The organism is Streptomyces rectiviolaceus (assembly GCF_039533825.1).
Taxonomy (GTDB): domain Bacteria; phylum Actinomycetota; class Actinomycetes; order Streptomycetales; family Streptomycetaceae; genus Streptomyces; species Streptomyces rectiviolaceus.
The window spans coordinates 1-17,310 of sequence record NZ_BAAAUG010000032.1 but is presented as its reverse complement, the minus strand read 5'-3'; the positions used below and the strand labels follow the sequence as shown (position 1 = coordinate 17,310).

Sequence of the window (17,310 nt, the reverse complement as noted above, 5' to 3'; positions counted from 1 at the left end):
GTCGGCCTCGGACGCGGGCCCGGTTGGTGGGCACGCACCTTTGTCGATGTCTCCGAGGGGAGCCGTTCATGACCACGGCGAAAGACCTGTTCATCATCGCCTTGGACCTGAAGCATTCCGTGGGGCAGGGCGACTTGTCCCTCGCACTCGCGGGAGCAGAGCTGATCGATCTCATCGGTGCGGGGGCCGTCGCCGTGGACGGCGAGAGCATTGTGCCGGGTGGACGGGTGACGCTGGACGATCGGTTCATGGACGAGGCTGCGGCAGGGATCACTCGGCAGGCGCCCTACGAGCGGATCGAGGACTGGCTGTGGCGCCGGGGCCGAGATCTTTCGGCCGCGTATCAGGCTGCCCTGGAGGAGAGCGGTGAGTTGAAGGCGCAGCGGAGCGGCCGGTTGCCCTTTGGTTCGGAACGCGTGGAACTGGTCGATACGCCCGCGCGCCGCCGTGCAGCCGACCGCTGGAAAGAGAAGGACCCCGTCCTGGCCGCTCTCGTCTCGGTCGTGGGCATCGACGACGAACGATCCGACGATGAGCCCGGCCTCGATGACGAGGCGGTGACGACCGTGGTGGCCGCCGTCCACGACGCGGTGATGGAGCTGGAGGCCGTACGCCAGAGGCGGACCATCGAGAACGCTGCCTTCGCCAACCTCTGGCGCGGACCGTGAGCCGAGCCCGCCTTCGGGGCGCGGTCACCCGTCACGTCTCGCCCATGGGAGCTGCGCCGCCTGAGACACCTTGGGGCTGAGACACCCCCACAGGGCGTCGCGGCCACGTGCCGCAGCGGCCGCTCAGAGGTGGCCGTCCAGGAACTTCCGTACCTCGGCGGTGGTCATGGGCCCCGTGCCGTGCGCCACCGCCTCTCCCTCCTTCAGCAGGACGTAGGACGGGGCCGCGGTGATCCCGTATCGCTCGGTTGCGGCCGGACAACGCGTGATGTCGGTGCGGACGGCCGTCAGGCGGCCCGTGTAGTCGTCGGCGATGCCACCCACGACGAGGTCCATCACTCGGCAGGGCTCGATTGCCTTGGGCCATGTCCCGGTGAAGTACGCGAGGACCGGAACTCCGCTCATCTCGAGGATGAAATTGAACTCCGCGTCCTCACGGGGTCGGTGAACCCGCTTTGCCATGGAAGCTCCTGACCTCACGTTCCGTCATTCCATCCCTATCATCCCTCGCGGACGCGGACGCGGCCGTGGACGGCCGACGTACGCGTCAGCTGACCCCAAGACCGACCGCCAGCGTCAGTTCAAGGACCCGGTGCGGCGATGCGAGATCCGGAAACAGCTCCCGCAGCTGCGACATCCGATACCGGACCGTCTGGGGATGGACGAACAACGCCTTCGCCACCTCCTCCCGCCTGCCCTGGTGCAGCAGCCACTCCCGCAACGTCTCCTCCAGCCGCCGTGCGGTCGCGGCAGGCAAGGTCCGCAACGGTGCGAGGGCTCGGGCACGCAGGTCTGCGAACGCCTCCACGTCGGCGCTCAGCACCAGCTCGGGCAGGTGGTCCTCGGTGTCGCGAATATCAGAGGAGAGGGAGCGTGCGCGTACGGCTCGTGCGTACGAGGCGGACGCACGAGTCCATGGCCGGGCCGGGCCGACCACGGCGGTGCGGTCGGTCAGCTGCCGCAAGAGATGTGACCGGTCGGCATCGGGGACGAGCAGCACACCGGTGGAATCCGGCAGATCGTCCAGGACGAGGGTGGTCGGGTCGAGCGCGCGGTAGGCAGGCCGGGCCTGGGCGGCGGGCAGCAGGACCGCGGTCAGCGAAACCGGAGGCTGCCACCCGGCCCGTTGAGCAGAGGCAAGGAGTACGTCCGGGCTCGCGCCGGCGAGGAGGTCGCGGGCCAGGTGTTCCAGATGGAGCTCGTGGGCCCTGCCCCGGGCGGCCAGTTCGTCGGCGTGGCCCGCGGCGCTCGCGGCGGAGAGCTCGTCGATGTAGGCGAAGGTCAGCTCGGCGAACTTGGCGACCTCGGCGGCGGGCAGACCTGCGGGTACGGCACCCGCTGCCAGCCCTCGCCAGGCCACGCGGGCGCCGACGCGGTAGGCGCTGAGCAGGGCGTCCATCGAACGGCCGTCGCGCACCTCGCCGCGGCCCAGCTCGTAGGCCGCGTCACCGGCGTCGCCGCCTGTGGCGTTCTGGCTCGCGAGGTCCAGGTAGTGGCCCAGGGCGGTGCGGACGGCTCGGCGGATGGTGGCGCCCATGCGGCCCGAAAGGGCGTTGGCATAGGGAGGGACCTCGTCGATGATCGCCTCGACGACCTCGTCGGCGGTGGTCCTCAGCGCGGCCCGCAGTGCGGTGACCGTCGTCTCATCCAGGGCCAGCTCGCTGGCCCTGCGGATTGCATGGCTCATGTTTTTGTTCCCTGCGAACAATTCAGCCGACCAGATTTACGTCCTGCGGTCAGGACTTTACGCCCTGAGGCGCAGCAAGCTGAAGTCATGACGAGTACAGCCCTCCGCAGCAGGGCGTGGAAACTGCTGGAGATGGTCACGACGCCGCTGCTGCCGTCGGACTACCTCGACCTGGCCAGCCCGCTGCGTGCCGGAGCTGACCTACGTGGGCGCATCGAGGCCGTGCACCCCGAGACGGGTGACGCCGCGACCATCGTGATCAGGCCGGGGCGGGGCTGGCGCGGCCACACAGCCGGTCAGTACGTGCGGATCGGGGTCGACGTCGACGGGGTGCGCCTGTGGCGTGCCTACTCCCTCACCTCGCCGACAGACCGCCAGGACGGCCGCGTCACGATCACCGTGAAGGCAATCCCGGACGGCAAGGTCAGCAACCACCTGGTCCGCAGGGCCAAACCGGGCACGCTGATCCAGCTCGACCAGCCGACCGGTGACTTCGTGCTGCCGCAGGCCAAGCCCGCCAAGGTGCTCTACCTGACGGCCGGCAGCGGCATCACGCCCGTGATGGGCATGCTGCGCGACACCGAGTTCGACGACGTCGTCATGGTCCACTGCGCGCCACAGCCGCAAGACGTGATCTTCCGCAACGAACTGCACGACCTGGTCGCGGACAAGAAGCTTCGGCTCACCGAAGTGCACACCGACACCGACGGCATGCTCGACATCGCCCGTCTCGACGAACTCGTGCCCGACTGGGCCGAGCGCGAGACCTGGGCCTGCGGGCCCGCGGGCCTGCTCGACGCCGCCGAAAAGCACTGGAGCGAGCACGGCGTCCAAGAGCGCCTGCACACCGAACGCTTCCGCCCCAGCATCGTCGTCGCCGGCGACGGCGGCGAGGTCACGTTCAGCGCCACCGGCAAGACCGTCGACGCGGACGGCGCCACGCCGTTGCTGGACGTCGGCGAGGAGGCCGACGTGCTCATGCCCTCCGGGTGCCGCATGGGCATCTGCTTCGGCTGCGTCACGCCGCTCAAGGCGGGCGCCGTCCGCGACCTGCGCACCGGCGAGATCACCGAGGCCGAGCCGGGCGTCCTCATCCAGACCTGCGTGTCCGCCGCGGCGGGCCCCTGCGACATCGAACGGTAGGAGCACCTTGACCGCCATCGACCCCACCGCCCACCTGACCGCGGAGCAGATCGAGGAGCTGGGCCGCGAGCTGGACGCGATACGCGACGAGGTGATCGCCGCCCGCGGCGAGAAAGACGCCGCCTACATCCGCAAGGTCATCTCGGCGCAGCGCAAGCTCGAGCTGGTCAGCAGGGGCGTACTGCTGTTCTCGATCTTCCCGCCCGCATGGCTGCTCGGCACCGCCGGGCTGTCCGTGGCGAAGATCATGGACAACATGGAGATCGGCCACAACATCCTGCACGGCCAGTGGGACTGGATGCGGGACCCGAAGATCCACTCCACCACCTGGGAGTGGGACCACGTCTCGCCGTCCGAGCAGTGGAAGCACTCGCACAACGAGCTGCACCACACGTACACCAACGTGATCGGCAAGGACAACGACCTCGGCTACGGCATCATGCGCGTCGACGAGGACCAGAAGTGGCACCCGTTCTACCTCGGCCAGCCGCTGTGGAACTTCCTCAACGCCTGCTTCTTCGAGTACGGCATCGCGGCGTACGACCTGGAGCTCGGCAAGAACCTGAACAAGGCGCGCCGCAAGAACCCGGAGTTCCGCGCGCGGGCCAAGGCCGTGGGCCGCAAGATCCGCAAGCAGGTGCTCAAGGACTACGTGATCCACCCGCTTCTTTCGGGCCCGTCGTTCCTCCCCACGCTCGCCGCCACGTTCACCGCGAACCTGGTCCGCAACATCTGGACCCACTCGGTGATCATGTGCGGGCACTTCCCCGAGGGCGTGCAGGTCTTCGAGCGCCGGTCGATCAAGGGCGAGACGCGCGGCCAGTGGTACCTGCGCCAGATGATGGGCTCGGCGAACATCAGCGGCAGCAAGGCCATGCACTTCATGACCGGCAACCTGTCGCACCAGATCGAGCACCACCTGTTCCCGGACCTGCCGAGCAACCGGTACGCCGAGGTCGCGGTGAAGGTGCGCGCGCTGTTCGATAAGTACGAGCTGGAATACGTCACCGGGCCGCTGCCCAAGCAGGTGTTCTCCGCGTGGCACAAGGTCTTCCGGCTCTCGCTGCCGAACAAGAAGCCCAAGGTCAAGACGCCGGACCGCGAGCGGGAGCTCGTCGCGGCCTGATTCCCGGTGTTGGTTCAGATCTCTCGGCCCTACCGGCGGCACCGCCGGGTTCGGTGAGATCCGTTGCGGACGGCGGGCGACCGCGACATCAGACCGTACGACACGGGATCCGGGCAGCCCGGTGCCTGGCTGGCTGCTGCCAGGGTGATCGGGTGAGCCGAAGCGGGACGGTTCTCCAGCCGGTCTCTCCATCGACTGCCGCCGCAGACCCGGAGCCTGCCATGGTGCTGTCGTGATGTCGTAGGGCTCGTGCGGAACGTTTTTGCTCAGCGGGGTCTCTCACTACCTGTACGGCTGGACCCCCTGAGAGGAGTTGCTCTGCATGGTGCGTCGCGTTCGTGTACTGCTGCTGACCGCCCTGGCGCTGGTAATGGGCTCGGTGATGTCGTCCGCTCCGGCCTCCGCTGTCATCGGCGGGTCCAAGAGCACCTACGGCCCGTGGGCGGTACGCATGCTCGTTGACGGCAAACCGGCGTGCACCGGGACAGCGGTCTCCCGCCAGTGGATCCTCACCGCCTCACACTGTTTCTACGAGCAGGCGCAGCCGGTCGCCGACAGGCGGATCTCCTTTCGGGTGGGCAATCTCGACATGCGCAAGGGAACCAAGGTCCGCCCCATATCTGGCAAGCGCGTGGGCAGTGCGCACGCCGACATGATGCTCGTCAAGGTCGCCCCGATGAATGTCCGCACGGCGCGCCTGTCCACGGTCGGTGTCCACCGCGGCCAGGCCGTGCGGCAGTACGGGTGGGGTGCCACCTGCACCAGGGACGAGAGCGCCTGCCAGTCTCCCGTCCTCAAGCAGTCGGACCTGAAGGTCGTACGTCCGAACGACCCCCTGTGCGCGGGTCACACCGCACCGGGCGGCCCCGACTTCTGCATGAAGAAGGTGTCCGGGATTCCCGCCGGAGGCGACTCCGGAGGCCCGGTGATGACTGTCGGCCCCCGTGGCACCGAAACCCTCATCGGCGTCTTCAACGGCTCCGACCGTGAGAAGAGCGCCGAGGCCGGTGAGGTCTCCCAGCAACTCTCCTGGATTCGCTCAGTCATCCGGCGATAGCGCCGGCGTGGCACTGCGCCTGCCGAAAACTCCATCCGCGCAGCTCAGGCAGCATGCTGGTATTCGTCTCGGGCTCCGCCGAGGCGGTCTCTCCGGCGCACTTTCAGTTGGGTGATTTGTGCGTGGGGGAGTGGTGCGGGGACGCGTTTGGGAGCAGTTCAGGGAGCTGGGAGCCGGTCGCTCCCACGGAACATCTCCGCTGCCCGGCCTGGTGTACGCATCCGGTCGCCGCTCACGGCCAGCCTGACCCCCGGCCGGGCCCCGCCCGTGCCCGTCAGGCGGCGTTTCCCGCCGAGGGACGGGCGGCAGCAGGGACCGGGACGGCGCCCGTGTCCTCGGTGACCGTGGCCTTGGCCGGTACGCCGATTCCGAGCTTCTCGAGGATCTTGTTCTCGATCTCGTTGGCGACGTCGGGGTTGTCCTTGAGGAAGTTGCGGGCGTTCTCCTTGCCCTGGCCGAGCTGGTCGCCCTCGTACGTGTACCAGGCGCCTGCCTTGCGGACGAAGCCGTTCTCCACGCCCATGTCGATCAGGCCGCCCTCGCGGCTGATGCCCTGGCCGTAGAGGATGTCGAACTCGGCCTGCTTGAAGGGCGGGGAGACCTTGTTCTTGACGACCTTGACGCGGGTACGGTTGCCGACCGCGTCCGTGCCGTCCTTCAGCGTCTCGATACGCCGGATGTCGAGCCGCACCGAGGCGTAGAACTTCAGCGCGCGGCCACCGGTCGTGGTCTCCGGGGAGCCGAACATCACGCCGATCTTCTCGCGGAGCTGGTTGATGAAGATCACCGTCGTCCTCGTCTGGCTGAGCGCGCCGGTGATCTTGCGGAGGGCCTGGCTCATCAGTCGGGCCTGCAGACCCATGTGGGAGTCGCCCATCTCGCCCTCGATCTCCGCGCGCGGCACCAGGGCCGCGACGGAGTCGACGACGATCAAGTCGATCGCGCCGGAGCGGATCAGGATGTCGGCGATCTCCAGGGCCTGTTCGCCGTTGTCCGGCTGGGACAGGATGAGGTTGTCGGTGTCGACGCCCAGCTTCTTGGCGTACTCGGGGTCGAGTGCGTGCTCGGCGTCGATGAACGCCACCGAGCCGCCTGCCTTCTGTGCGTTCGCTACTGCGTGCAGCGTCAGCGTCGTCTTGCCGGAGGACTCCGGCCCGTACACCTCCACCACGCGGCCGCGGGGCAGACCGCCCACACCGAGCGCCACGTCCAGCGCGGTCGACCCGGTAGGAATCACCTCGATGGGCTCATTGGGCCGCTCGCCGAGGCGCATGACCGCACCCTTGCCAAATTTCCGCTCGATCTGTGCGAGCGCGGTGTCCAGCGCCTTTTCGTGTTCGGCTTCTGCCATGAGCTTTCACCCGGTCCGATTGAGTGGCACGCCGCACGTCGGAGAACGTGAGCGTCTACTGCCGACAACGGACGTCTCGGAGATCCCAGTAAACGAACATCCGATCGATTTGCGTGTCCAGTGAAAGGTACCAAACAGAGGGAAGCGGGACGGGGTGCGCACCGGATCGCTCCGGACGCAGACCGCGCCGCCGCCCGCTTCCCTCGCTGAACCGCGGATGTCGAGAACGTGCCACCGGCTCCGTCCCAGGGGCGTCAGCGGCCACCACCGGCCGCACGAGTAATCCGCACGAGGAAGAAGGAGAAGCCAGCATGGCGATTCAGAGGATGGACAACGTCGGCATCGTCGTCGAGGACATGGATGCCGCCATCGCGTTCTTCGTGGAACTCGGTATGGAGCTGGAAGGCAGGGCGGAGGTCAAGGGCCTCGTCGCCGACCAGTGCACCGGACTCGACGGCGTCCACTGTGACATCGCGATGGTCCGGACCCCGGACGGTCACAGTCGGCTCGAGCTGTCGAAGTACCGCAGCCCCGCGGTGATCAGCTCCGGGCCGCGCAACCAGCCGCACAACATCCTGGGCACGCACCGCGTCATGTTCGCCGTCGACGACCTCGAGGACACCGTTGCCCGCCTGCGCCCTCACGGCGCCGAACTCGTCGGCGAGATCGCCCGGTTCGAGGACAGCTATCTGCTCTGCTACCTCCGAGGCCCGGCGGGCATCATCGTCGGACTGGCCGAGCAACTGCGCTGAGATGGAGACAGGGAGGCCGGGCATGTGGCCCCGTCCGGGAGGAGGGCCCTTCAGTCGGCGACGCGGATGACGATCTTGCCGAAGGCGCCGCGGGCGAGGTGCTCGTACGCCTTGATCGCGTCCTCGAAGGCGTAGACGGTGTCGATGACCGGGTCGAGGCCCTGCTTCTCGATGAACTCGTTCATGTCGAGGAAGGCGCGTCGGTGGCCGACGGCGATGCCGCGGATGGCGGCCTGGCTGTAGAGCATGGGCAGTACGTCCAGCGGTGCGGTCTGGCCGCCGAGGAATCCGACCAGGGAGATGTGGCCGGCGGCCTTGGTGGCGTGCACGGACTGGTTCAGCCCCTCACCCGCGACGACTTCGATGACCTGGTCGACGCCCTGGCCATCGGTCAGCTCGCGTACTCTCTCGGCCCAGTCGGGGGTGGTGCGGTAGTTGATGAGGTCGCCGGCACCGAGGGCGGCGACCTTCTCGAGCTTGTCGTCGCTGCTGGAGGTGGCGATCACGCGGGCGCCGAGCGCGGTGGCGATCTGCACGGCGAACAAGGAGACGCCGCCGGTGCCCTGGACGAGCACGGTCTGGCCGGGCTGCAGCTTGCCGTACTCGACGAGGGAGAACCAGGCGGTCAGCGCGGCGATGGGCAGGGTGGCGGCCTGCTCGTCGGTGAGGTTGGCCGGGGTGGGCACGGCCGAGTTCGCTTCCAGGATCATGTATTCGGCCAGGCCGCCGTCGATCGGCCCGCCGAGCTGCCAGTCGGGTTCGTCGCGGGCGGGGGCGCCGTCAAGCCAGTGCGAGTAGAAGTGCGACATGACGCGGTCGCCGATGTGCCACTCGCTCACCCCGGGTCCGACCTCGGCCACCACGCCGGCGGTGTCGTTGACCGGGATCAGGTTCTTGGGTATCTTCTCCGGGTCGTAGACGCCGTCGACGATGGCCTTGTCGCGGAAGTTCAGCGAGACGGCGGAGACCTTGACGAGGATCTGGCCCGCTCCGGGCGTCGGGGTGGGGCGCTCCGCCAGGCGCAGATTGTCCAGGCCGAAGTCTTCAAGCTGCCAGGCACGCATCGAAACGTGCTCCTTCCAGGGTGGGGTGGGCGTGGGCGCTCTCCGCGCGCTCTCCGTCGGCAGAGCCGCAGAGCCGCAGAGCCGCAGAGGGCCCAGGGGATCGGTGACGTACGGGCACTTGCGCGGCGTCCGCAGCCGAGGCCGCATCCCGCGGCCGGTGAGCCACGTCCGTGCTGCCGTGCATCCACTGAAACACGTACTTCGACCGGCGTCAAACTTTGACGCCGGTCGAAGTATGGTGATCCGTCCGCCCGCAGTCTGCGTCGCTTATTCGATGGCCGTCGTAGTATTGCGCTGTAACCGCAGCGCAGCTCAGTGCGCACCGCACCGCACCGCACCGCACCAAGGGAGTCGTCATGGCCCGCCCCCGCTCCTCCGCTCGGACGGTGGATCACCCTGACGTCGCGGATGTCTCGCTGCAGCAATTTCTTGAAGCCCTGGTGGATCCCGTGCGGCGCACGGTGGTGTCCCAGCTGGCCCGAGCCGGGAAGGACATCAGCTGTGGCACCTTCGACGTGCCGGTGTCCCTGTCGACCCTGACGCACCACTTCAACGTTCTGCGGGAGGCCGGCGTGATCCGGCAGTACTACGTCGGGACCACGAAAATGAACGCCCTCCGCATGGAGGAGATGGAGGAGCGCTTCCCGGGCCTCTTCCCCGCCCTCGTGGCCGCCGCCCGGGACGCGGCGGAATCTCCGTTGTAGCCGCAGACGTGACGTCGACTCAGCCGCAGGGCGGCCCCGATGGGGTCCCCACCGGCAACAGCTTCCGTTCGGCCTTGGTGTAGTCGCGTCCGGCCGCGGCGCACAGGGCGCGGAACTGTTCCTCGGGGCGCAGATCGAAGGTCTGACGCAGAGTGCCCGTGTCGATGGTGAGGCGGCGGCCGCGCACGAAGCCCCCGACCCATTCTCCGGATGCCGAGGCTCCGCTCGCGATGGGAAGAGTGCTGATGGTCCTGTCGCCCGACAAACGGTGGAACCGGACCTGCTGCTCGTCGGCGTCGTAGGTGACAAGGCTGTCCTTGGAGCCGAACCCGACCAGAGTGTCACCGATCGAGCCCGGCACACTGCCGACCAATTGCCGCCAACGGTCGATGTCCCGCACGCGCACGCGGCCATCGGAGTTCTGCGTGGCCAGGCGCGAGCCGTCCGCGTTGAAGGCGAGCGGTTGGGTCAACGGGCCGGGGTTGTACGGCACGAGGATGGCAGGTCCGGCCAGAGTGGCGATGCGTCGGGGCGCACGGACGTCCCACAGCAGGATCTCTCCTCGCTCGCTTCCCCTCCTGGTGACCACGGCGACCTGTCCGGGATGACCCGGGCGGGCGACGAGCTGGCCGTGCCCGAAGGCCTCGGACATGCCGAGGCCGTCCCAGTTCGGTGCCGGGTGGACGAGGAAGGGCTCGGTCAGCACGGCCCCGTCGGCGGCATCGACGCGTGCCAGTCTGCCGTCCACGGCCAACACCACGATCTCGCTGCCCTGCAGCGCGGCGACGCTGTCCACCTGGCCGCCGCGCAACTCGTCGACGCGGCCCTCCTCCTCTGCTTCCGGCAGGGCATGGTCGAGCGGGACGGTGTCGTTCAGGTCCTTCGCGGAGTACGACCGGTGGAGGTTGCCTTGGTCGCCCCACACCACGATCCGCTTCGAGTCGGCCGTCCATGTGCAGCGCCCTTGTTTGGTGCGTGGCGGCAGCAGCACCGACTCGTGGCGTGTACGGGCGGCGTCGAGAATCTCGAGGCGCCTGCCGCACATGGCAACGAGGCGTCCGTCCGGTGACACGGCGCGCAGCTCCGAGCTGTCCTGGAACCGTTTGTCGCCCGCGGGTTCGGCGCGCACCGCCATCAGGGCCGTTCCGATGGGTACGAGGACGGTGAGTCCGCCGCCGGCCCGTGGCACCGCCACGACACTCTCGTACGCGGCTGGTGTGTCGCCGGAGGTCGGGATGCGGGTGCGATAGCTGCGCCCGGTGCGCAGGTCGGTCAGGGTCGGCTCGGCGTAACCCGCCTGTTTCGAGAGTCTCCCGTCGGAGTCGCTCGCGGCGTTGCCGATGGCGTACCGCGAGGTTGCGTCCGGTTCACTTGCCCCGCCGGTGGGCAGCTTGGTCCAGCGACCGGGTGTGCGGCCGAGTGGTTGTACGTATGAGGTGTCCGAGGTGGGCGAGGTGTCCGAGGTGACTGTCCGCGTGAGGACCTCGCCGTCGGCGCGCAACTCCACGGTGGCGCCTTCTTGCCCGGGGGTGGAGGCGTGCCGGAGACGGCCGGTGGTGAGGTCTCTGACCTCGAGCCGCTGGCGAGTTTCCTTGCCGACGTAGCTGATCGTGGCGACCGTGTCCGCGTCGGAGGTGAACGCGGCCTGGTAAAGCCTTGTCCTGGGGACGAGCCGGTCCGGTACGCGGATACGGTCGCCCGAGGGCGTCTGCCACACCTCGGCGAACGCGGGAACGCACCGCCGGGTGTTGTTTGCACACTCCGGGGAGTTATCGTCCGTCGTCAGCAACAGCCGCTTCCCGTCACTGCTGAAGTCCAGGCTGCCACCGGCCTTCTCGGGCAGGTCGTGTTCGCCGAGGCTCAAGGTGCTGGGGTGCTTCGGATCGCTCAACCGCCACAGCCGTACCTCCTCCCCGGCGGTCGCGGCGAAGAGGCGGCCATCCGGGCTCAAGGCGGTCTGCAGCCTCCCCTCCGGTACGCCGCTCAACTCCCTTGGCCGGAGCTCTCCTTGGAGCGCACCGGTGACGATGGTGATCGTGGACCGGTCGCCGCCGCCGGGTTTCGACTGCACGGCGAGGGCCCGGCCGTCCGGCGTGGCATCCATGCCGGTGACCCGTCCCTGCCACACCGACGGGTGGCTGCCCACCAGATACTGTCCTCGCGCGTACTGGTGCAGCAGGGCCTGGCGGGTCTTGTCGGTCTGCTTGGTGTTCCATGCGGCCAGGGCGAGCTGTAACGCGGTGGTGGGATCGCTGCCCGGACGGTCCTCGGCGGCCTGGGCGAGCAGGCCCGAGGCTTGGGTGCGCAGCTGCTGTTCGGTGCGTTTCAGGCCTTGCCAGGTGGACAGCGCCAGTACGACGGCGAGCACGGTCAGCACGGCCAGTGCCCCGACGGCGGCCTGCCTGACGCGGGTGCCGCGGCGGGCGTGTCGGCGGCTGAGTCGGATGTATCCGCACTCGTCGGCGGAGATGTCCTGGGGTTGCCCTGCCAGTCTGTGTTCAGCCTCGATGAGATCGGTTCCGCTCAACAGGCGGGCGGGCTCGCGTTGTTGGTCCTGCCAGCGGCGCAGGTCGGCCCGCAGCTGTTCCTGCCACACGCGGAAGTCACGAGAGTCGTCGAGCCATTGCCGCAGCCGGGGCCAGAGGGCGGCGAGGGCCTCGTGCGCCAGGTCGACGATCTCTCCCTGATCGGCGCTCCCCGGTGCCTGGGAGAGGACGACGAGCTTGCCGGGGGCCAGTTTCCGTGCCACGTCGAGGAGTTCGGGGGCGAGGTCGGCGGCGCGGGTGGGCCGACGGGAGAAGCCGCCGTTCTCATTGGGCCGGGACAGCTGGATGAACAGCCGCCTTGCGCAATCCTGCTGGGCCGGTGTGAGTCCGGCGAGGGCGACGTCCGCGTAGGTGACGAGTGCGCCCGCCACACCGCCCAGCGCGTCGTAGGCGGCGTGCGTGAGCATGGAGCGGGTGCGGGCCTTCCACAGTTCGGTCAGGGCGAACTGGACCAAGGGCATCCGCCCGGGCTCGTCGCCCGCGTCCGCGACGATCCGCTCCGGCAGTCCTGGTTCGAACCACAGTCCCGGCACCGCGTCGACGGGAGCGGTCACCGCGCGCCCCAGCTCGTCACCGGTCAGCGGTGCGAGGAACTGCACGGCGCCGCTGACCAGATCGGACGTCTCGGCCGTCACCAGGGTGTTGAGGGAGTCGGGGCGTGCCGTGGCGAGCACCCTCAGTACACCGGCTCCTGCCGGGCCTGCCAGGGCGACGAGCAATCCGAACAGGGTGCGTGCGGCATCCGGCTGAGCGCCCGCGTACTCCTCGAGCTGGTCGACGAAGAGGACGTGCCCGGCGCCGTCCGCTCCGGCGAGGACCCTGGCGCGCAGCTCCGCGGTCACATCACCAGTGGTCTCTAGGAGCCCGGCGAGTTCCTCGGCCTTGGAGAGGCTGTCGACCGCGCCGAGTTCCGGCTCCAGCAGGACGGTCAGGGCGTGGGCCAGCACGGCGGCCGCCCGTACCTCGGGCATGGGCCGCAGTACGGACACTCTTGTGCCCGCACCCCGCAACTGAGGCAGTACCCCTGCCCGCACCAGAGACGACTTCCCGCACCCTGAGGGCCCCACCACCACGGTCACGTCTCGCGTGCGCACGGCCTCGTGGATGCGGGCGGTGTCGCCGTCGCGGCCGTGGAAGAACTCCGCGTCATCCTCCGAGAACGCCGTGAGCCCGCGGAACGGACAGCGTGGCTGTAGCGCCTTGTCGTCGATCAGCTCGGCCGACGGCAACAGATATGCGGTGCTCCTGCCCCGGTGCGCGGCGACCGTCATCCCCACCACGCCGTCCTGCGCGTCATCCCAGACCGGCGCACCACTGAAGCCGTTCGTGATACGCGGACCGGGCTCCTGCGCCTCCATCTGCAGCCAGCCAGTGCCCTGCCCCGCGCGCAGCACGCCCGATGCCCACATGCCGGCGTCCGCGTCGGCCGGGTATCCGAGCACCCGGAACATGTCTCCCCACACCCCGGTCCCGTCGACCAGCTGCACCGGCCGCGCACCCTCGACCACCGCGTCCAGCCGCAGCAGCGCGACATCAACCCCGCCGTGCCGCCAGGACACCACGGTCGCCCGCGACCGGGGCCGACCCCTCAGCAGCGGGAAGTCCAGGTCCACCGGACCGTCCGGGGCCGCCTCGGCATCGTCCGGCACTCCGGCTGCCCTGGCGACGACATGAGCACAGGTGCACACGACGTCGGCGGCAACGAGGAACCCGGCTCCCAACACCACGCCGCCGGCCGAGTAGATCCGCACCTGCGACGCCTCCAGGACATCGCTCCTTCGTATCGCCACCTAGGAATCCCCCCCCCGCTGACTAGGCGTTGCGCCAGAGCTGAGTCCGTCTCAGCATGATGGTGGACGGCTTGATGTCACGGTGCAGTGGAGGTTAGTCAGTGATCGGCTGGGGCTGCCATACCCCAGGGGGTGGATCTGCCGGGTGTGGGCCCAGCGGGGAGCAGTTGGGGCGATCAGCGGCACAGGACCGGGACGCGTTGCACGAGGTTGTTTTCGAAGCCTCCTCGGTTCCAGGGCTGTTCGAGGGGCTGGGTGTGGCCGTCGGCGTCGGTTGCCCGGACGGTCAGGGTGTGGCGGCCGGCGGTCGCGGTCCAGGTGGTGTGCCAGGCCTGCCAGCCCCAGCGGTGCGGGCCGCGGGGAGCGACCTCGGCGTCGGTCCAGGAGCGGCCGTCGTCGGCGCTGACCTCGACCCGTGTGACCGGCCCGTACCCGGACCAGGCGCGCCCCTCCAGCTCCACGGGGCCGGGGCGCACGACCCGTACGCGTGACATGAAGTCCGGGAAGCCGGGCGGGATCAGCAGGGCGCGCGGGGCGATCCGGGTGACGGGCTCGCCGGGGTCGTCGGGGGACTGCCGGATCCGGTACGCCACCGCCTGCTGGAAGCCGGTGAACGGGGTGTCGGTCAGCTCGATCGCGCGGAGCCATTTGACGTGCGCCATGCCGTACCAGCCGGGCACCACAAGCCGCAGCGGGTAGCCGTGCTGGGGCGGCAGCGGGCCGCCGTTCATCGCGTAGGCGAGCAGTACGTCCGCGTCCACGGGGAGCGGCAGGCTGCGTCGGTAGTCCTGCTCGACGCCGCGCTCGACTCCATGGTCCGCGCCCGTGAACACGGCCTCGACAGCGCCGTCGGCGTCGTCCGCGCCGTCCGCGGCGTTCTCGACCCCCGCCTCCGCGAGCACCGTCCGCAGCGGTACGCCCGTCCAGTCGGCCGTACCCACCGCCTCCACCAGCCAGGGCTGGCTGACCGGGCGCGGGCTCAGCCGGGCACGGCCGTTGCCCGCGCACTCCATCGTGACCCGCTGAGTGACGGCCGGCAGGGCCCGCAGTTCCGCGAGGCTCAGCTCCAGGGGCGTACGGACCCGCCCGCCGACGGAGAGCCGCCACGCGTCCGCGCCGACCGTGTCGACCACGGGGATGTCGTAGTGGACCAGCACATAGTGGAGGCCGAGCGGTGTGACGTCGTAGCGCAGGGCCTCCAGCGGCAGCCCGTGATTGCGTGCCGCGAGCGCCAGCTCTTCCTCGCTGATGCCTTCACCGGCGGCAGCTACGCGTCCCGGTGTGCTGACATCACCGAGCGATGTCCGCTCCATGCCTCCATGGTCGCCTGTCCGGGCCTGGCCCGCACGGAAACCGACTCTTTGCGGCTTCGGGTTCAGGGGATCCAGTAGTTGTGCACGGCCGACGCCTCGGGCTCTCCTCCGGGACCGGACAAGCCGACCGACTCGGCGATGGGCATGATCTTCCCGGTGAACGCCTGCATGTGCTGCTCGGACTCCCAGACGTCGTAGATGTCCAGGCCGTCGCTGCTCGGGACGCAGACGTGGGCGATGCAGCCGTCGAAAATCTCGGGCGTTTCCTGGAGCTTGGCGTTGAGGGTGTCGTACTGGTCGGTGGTGACACCCGGGAGGGAAGCGTGCATGAAGATCGCCATGGCGACTGCTCCTTGTGTGATGAGGGGTGTGATGGGGGGAGGGGGAGGGGCCGCCGCGCGGCAGTCGTTGCCCCATGGCCAGGACAGCACGCCCGTACACCGATGGCACCCGCAAGCAGTACGGCAAGCACGGCAGGCCCCGGGATTCGGCCCTCGGCCCTCAGCCCTCGGCGACCGTCGACCGTCGATCAGCCGATGTCTGCGACGAAGGCGGCGATGTCCCTCGCCACCCGTTCCGGCCTTTCCCAGTACACGACGTGTCCCGCTCCCTCGTAGGCGATCAGCCGGGAGCCGATGACGGTGTCGAGGATCGTCTGCTGTTCGTCGCGCGTCAGAATCGGGTCGTGGTCGCCCCAGACGGCCAGCGTGGGTACGAGGATCCCGGACAGCGTCGCCCGCAGATCGGTTTCGAGCAGGCCCCGCAGCGTCTCCCGCCACACGCGGGCGGGTGCCTTCAGATTCTCCTCGACGACGGTCTCCAGGAAGCCGCGGGCGACGGGCTCGGCCGTCATGCCGAGCGCGAACCGTTCCACGAAGGCACGGTCGACCGGATCCTCCAGCTGCCGCACGACCTCCCACAGCTCGGCGGCGGCGGGCTTGTCGGCGAGGGTGACCGGAACGCCCAGGAGTACGAGCCCGGCCACCCGGTCGGGATAGCGGCCCGCGACGATGCGCGCCTGTACCCCTCCGCTCGATGCCCCGACGAGCACGGCGCGCTCGATCCCCACGCTGTCCATGAAGGCGACGAGGTCGGCCGCGAAGTCCTCGGGGAGGTAGCCGTCCGGGGGCTTGTCGGCGTCTCCGTGGCCTCGCTGTGTGGGCGCGTAGACGTGCAGGGAGGAGGGCATGCGCCGTAGCAGCGGCTCGAACGTCCACCAGGAGTCGACGTAGCCGTGGACCAGGACGACCGCCGTACCCGAGGGGCCGCCCACCTCGGCAGAGGGGCCGCCCACCTCGGCATACGGGAGCACAAGACCCTCGCGCAGCGCTGCCTTGTGCACGGCGACGGCCGACATGACGCCCTCCTCACCTCACCTCTGCGTCCAGCGTAAGGAAAGGCGGGCCGATGGGCAGGTCGAGCCGATGGGCAGGCCGAGGCCCCGCTGCAGGGCTCTGCCTCCGGGCGAGGTGGCCGCGACAGCGCCATTTCCACTGGGAACGCGGCGGTCCGCGGAGATGCCGGCGCGGCGGTTCAGGGACCGGCATGCACCTGGCAGGCCCACAGGCTCGGGGTCCGGGGGTAGGTGTCGCGCAGCCCGCGCACGGTGGAGTGCAGGGCCTCGGCCGTCCGGTCTACGTCCAGCGCGCCGCCACCCTTGCTCAAGGCCTCGTACACGTCCTTGGCGACACGGGCTCCGATCGTGTCGTCGACGTGCCACAGCGAGCCCACGACATGGGGGAAGCCCGCGATCTGGAAGGCGCTGACGATGTGGACGGCCTCGTCGGCGAGTTCGGGGCTGGTCCGCAGGGTGTCGCAGGCGGAGAGGTAGACGAGCCGCACCGACGGCAGCCGGAGCCGGGCCAGATCGCGGACGGTCAGCGGGCGTTCGGTGTGATCGTGCAGGACGAGGCGGCTGCCGGACGGGCGCTCCAGATCGCCCACGGCGTGGCACGCGAAGTGCGCGTACGCGTGCCGGTGCAGGGCGGAGACCACCGCGGAGTGGGTGGCGGACGCGCCGGTGAGCACCTCCGGTCCTGGCAGCAGCCCGGCAAGGTGCTCGGCCTCGCGGTGCGCGGCGGGCAGCGGTGCGAAGCCGGCCGCCTCGCC

At 69.4% G+C, this 17,310-nt stretch carries 15 protein-coding genes; 6 read left to right on the top strand and 9 right to left on the bottom strand.

What is annotated here, in order from left to right; all coding sequences use genetic code 11:
- The first annotated feature begins 68 nt into the window (after positions 1–68).
- Positions 69–668: a GOLPH3/VPS74 family protein gene (locus ABD378_RS11100; RefSeq protein WP_344520442.1), complete on the top strand. Its 600-nt coding sequence runs from the start codon at positions 69–71 to the stop codon at positions 666–668.
- Between the two features lie 123 nt (positions 669–791).
- On the opposite strand, the gene ABD378_RS11095 is transcribed toward ABD378_RS11100, so the two are convergent.
- Entirely contained in the window at positions 792–1,130 is a 339-nt protein-coding gene (locus tag ABD378_RS11095) for a thioredoxin family protein (protein ID WP_344520441.1), read from the bottom strand.
- 85 nt (positions 1,131–1,215) lie between these two features.
- Positions 1,216–2,355: a PucR family transcriptional regulator gene (locus ABD378_RS11090; RefSeq protein WP_344520440.1), complete on the bottom strand. Its 1,140-nt coding sequence runs from the start codon at positions 2,353–2,355 to the stop codon at positions 1,216–1,218.
- 87 nt (positions 2,356–2,442) lie between these two features.
- On the opposite strand from ABD378_RS11090, the gene ABD378_RS11085 reads away from it, so the two are divergent.
- The 3 genes from ABD378_RS11085 (at position 2,443) to ABD378_RS11075 (ending at position 5,681) form a co-directional block, all read left to right on the top strand.
- Entirely contained in the window at positions 2,443–3,498 is a 1,056-nt protein-coding gene (locus ABD378_RS11085) for a ferredoxin reductase (RefSeq protein ID WP_344520438.1), read from the top strand.
- Positions 3,499–3,505: 7 nt separating this feature from the next.
- Positions 3,506–4,624: a fatty acid desaturase family protein gene (locus ABD378_RS11080; RefSeq protein ID WP_344520437.1), complete on the top strand. Its 1,119-nt coding sequence runs from the start codon at positions 3,506–3,508 to the stop codon at positions 4,622–4,624.
- A gap of 322 nt (positions 4,625–4,946) precedes the next feature.
- On the top strand, positions 4,947–5,681 hold the full coding sequence (locus tag ABD378_RS11075; RefSeq protein WP_266872471.1) for a S1 family peptidase: 735 nt from the start codon (positions 4,947–4,949) through the stop codon (positions 5,679–5,681).
- Between the two features lie 274 nt (positions 5,682–5,955).
- Here ABD378_RS11075 and recA read toward each other — a convergent pair whose 3' ends face one another.
- A complete protein-coding gene (gene recA, locus ABD378_RS11070) occupies positions 5,956–7,032 on the bottom strand; it encodes a recombinase RecA (protein ID WP_344520436.1) in 1,077 nt (358 codons plus the stop codon).
- A 311-nt stretch (positions 7,033–7,343) separates the two neighbouring features.
- Between recA and ABD378_RS11065 the strand changes: the two genes are divergently transcribed.
- Positions 7,344–7,784: a VOC family protein gene (locus tag ABD378_RS11065; protein WP_344520435.1), complete on the top strand. Its 441-nt coding sequence runs from the start codon at positions 7,344–7,346 to the stop codon at positions 7,782–7,784.
- A gap of 50 nt (positions 7,785–7,834) precedes the next feature.
- Here ABD378_RS11065 and ABD378_RS11060 read toward each other — a convergent pair whose 3' ends face one another.
- Complete coding sequence (locus ABD378_RS11060) at positions 7,835–8,848, bottom strand: zinc-dependent alcohol dehydrogenase family protein (RefSeq protein ID WP_344520434.1); 1,014 nt, start codon at positions 8,846–8,848, stop codon at positions 7,835–7,837.
- 356 nt (positions 8,849–9,204) lie between these two features.
- Here ABD378_RS11060 and ABD378_RS11055 point away from each other — a divergent pair, with 356 nt between their 5' ends.
- Entirely contained in the window at positions 9,205–9,552 is a 348-nt protein-coding gene (locus tag ABD378_RS11055; RefSeq protein ID WP_344520433.1) for an ArsR/SmtB family transcription factor, read from the top strand.
- Between the two features lie 19 nt (positions 9,553–9,571).
- Here ABD378_RS11055 and ABD378_RS11050 read toward each other — a convergent pair whose 3' ends face one another.
- From ABD378_RS11050 to ABD378_RS11030, 5 genes are all read right to left on the bottom strand, one after another.
- Positions 9,572–13,888: an nSTAND1 domain-containing NTPase gene (locus tag ABD378_RS11050; RefSeq protein WP_344520432.1), complete on the bottom strand. Its 4,317-nt coding sequence runs from the start codon at positions 13,886–13,888 to the stop codon at positions 9,572–9,574.
- Between the two features lie 176 nt (positions 13,889–14,064).
- A complete protein-coding gene (locus ABD378_RS11045; protein ID WP_344520431.1) occupies positions 14,065–15,201 on the bottom strand; it encodes a sulfite oxidase in 1,137 nt (378 codons plus the stop codon).
- 62 nt (positions 15,202–15,263) lie between these two features.
- Entirely contained in the window at positions 15,264–15,542 is a 279-nt protein-coding gene (locus ABD378_RS11040) for a hypothetical protein (RefSeq protein WP_344520430.1), read from the bottom strand.
- A gap of 188 nt (positions 15,543–15,730) precedes the next feature.
- A complete protein-coding gene (locus ABD378_RS11035; RefSeq protein WP_344520429.1) occupies positions 15,731–16,558 on the bottom strand; it encodes an alpha/beta fold hydrolase in 828 nt (275 codons plus the stop codon).
- A 176-nt stretch (positions 16,559–16,734) separates the two neighbouring features.
- Positions 16,735–17,310 (bottom strand): CHAT domain-containing protein (locus ABD378_RS11030; protein ID WP_344520428.1); only part of this gene is annotated, 576 nt, incomplete at its 5' end.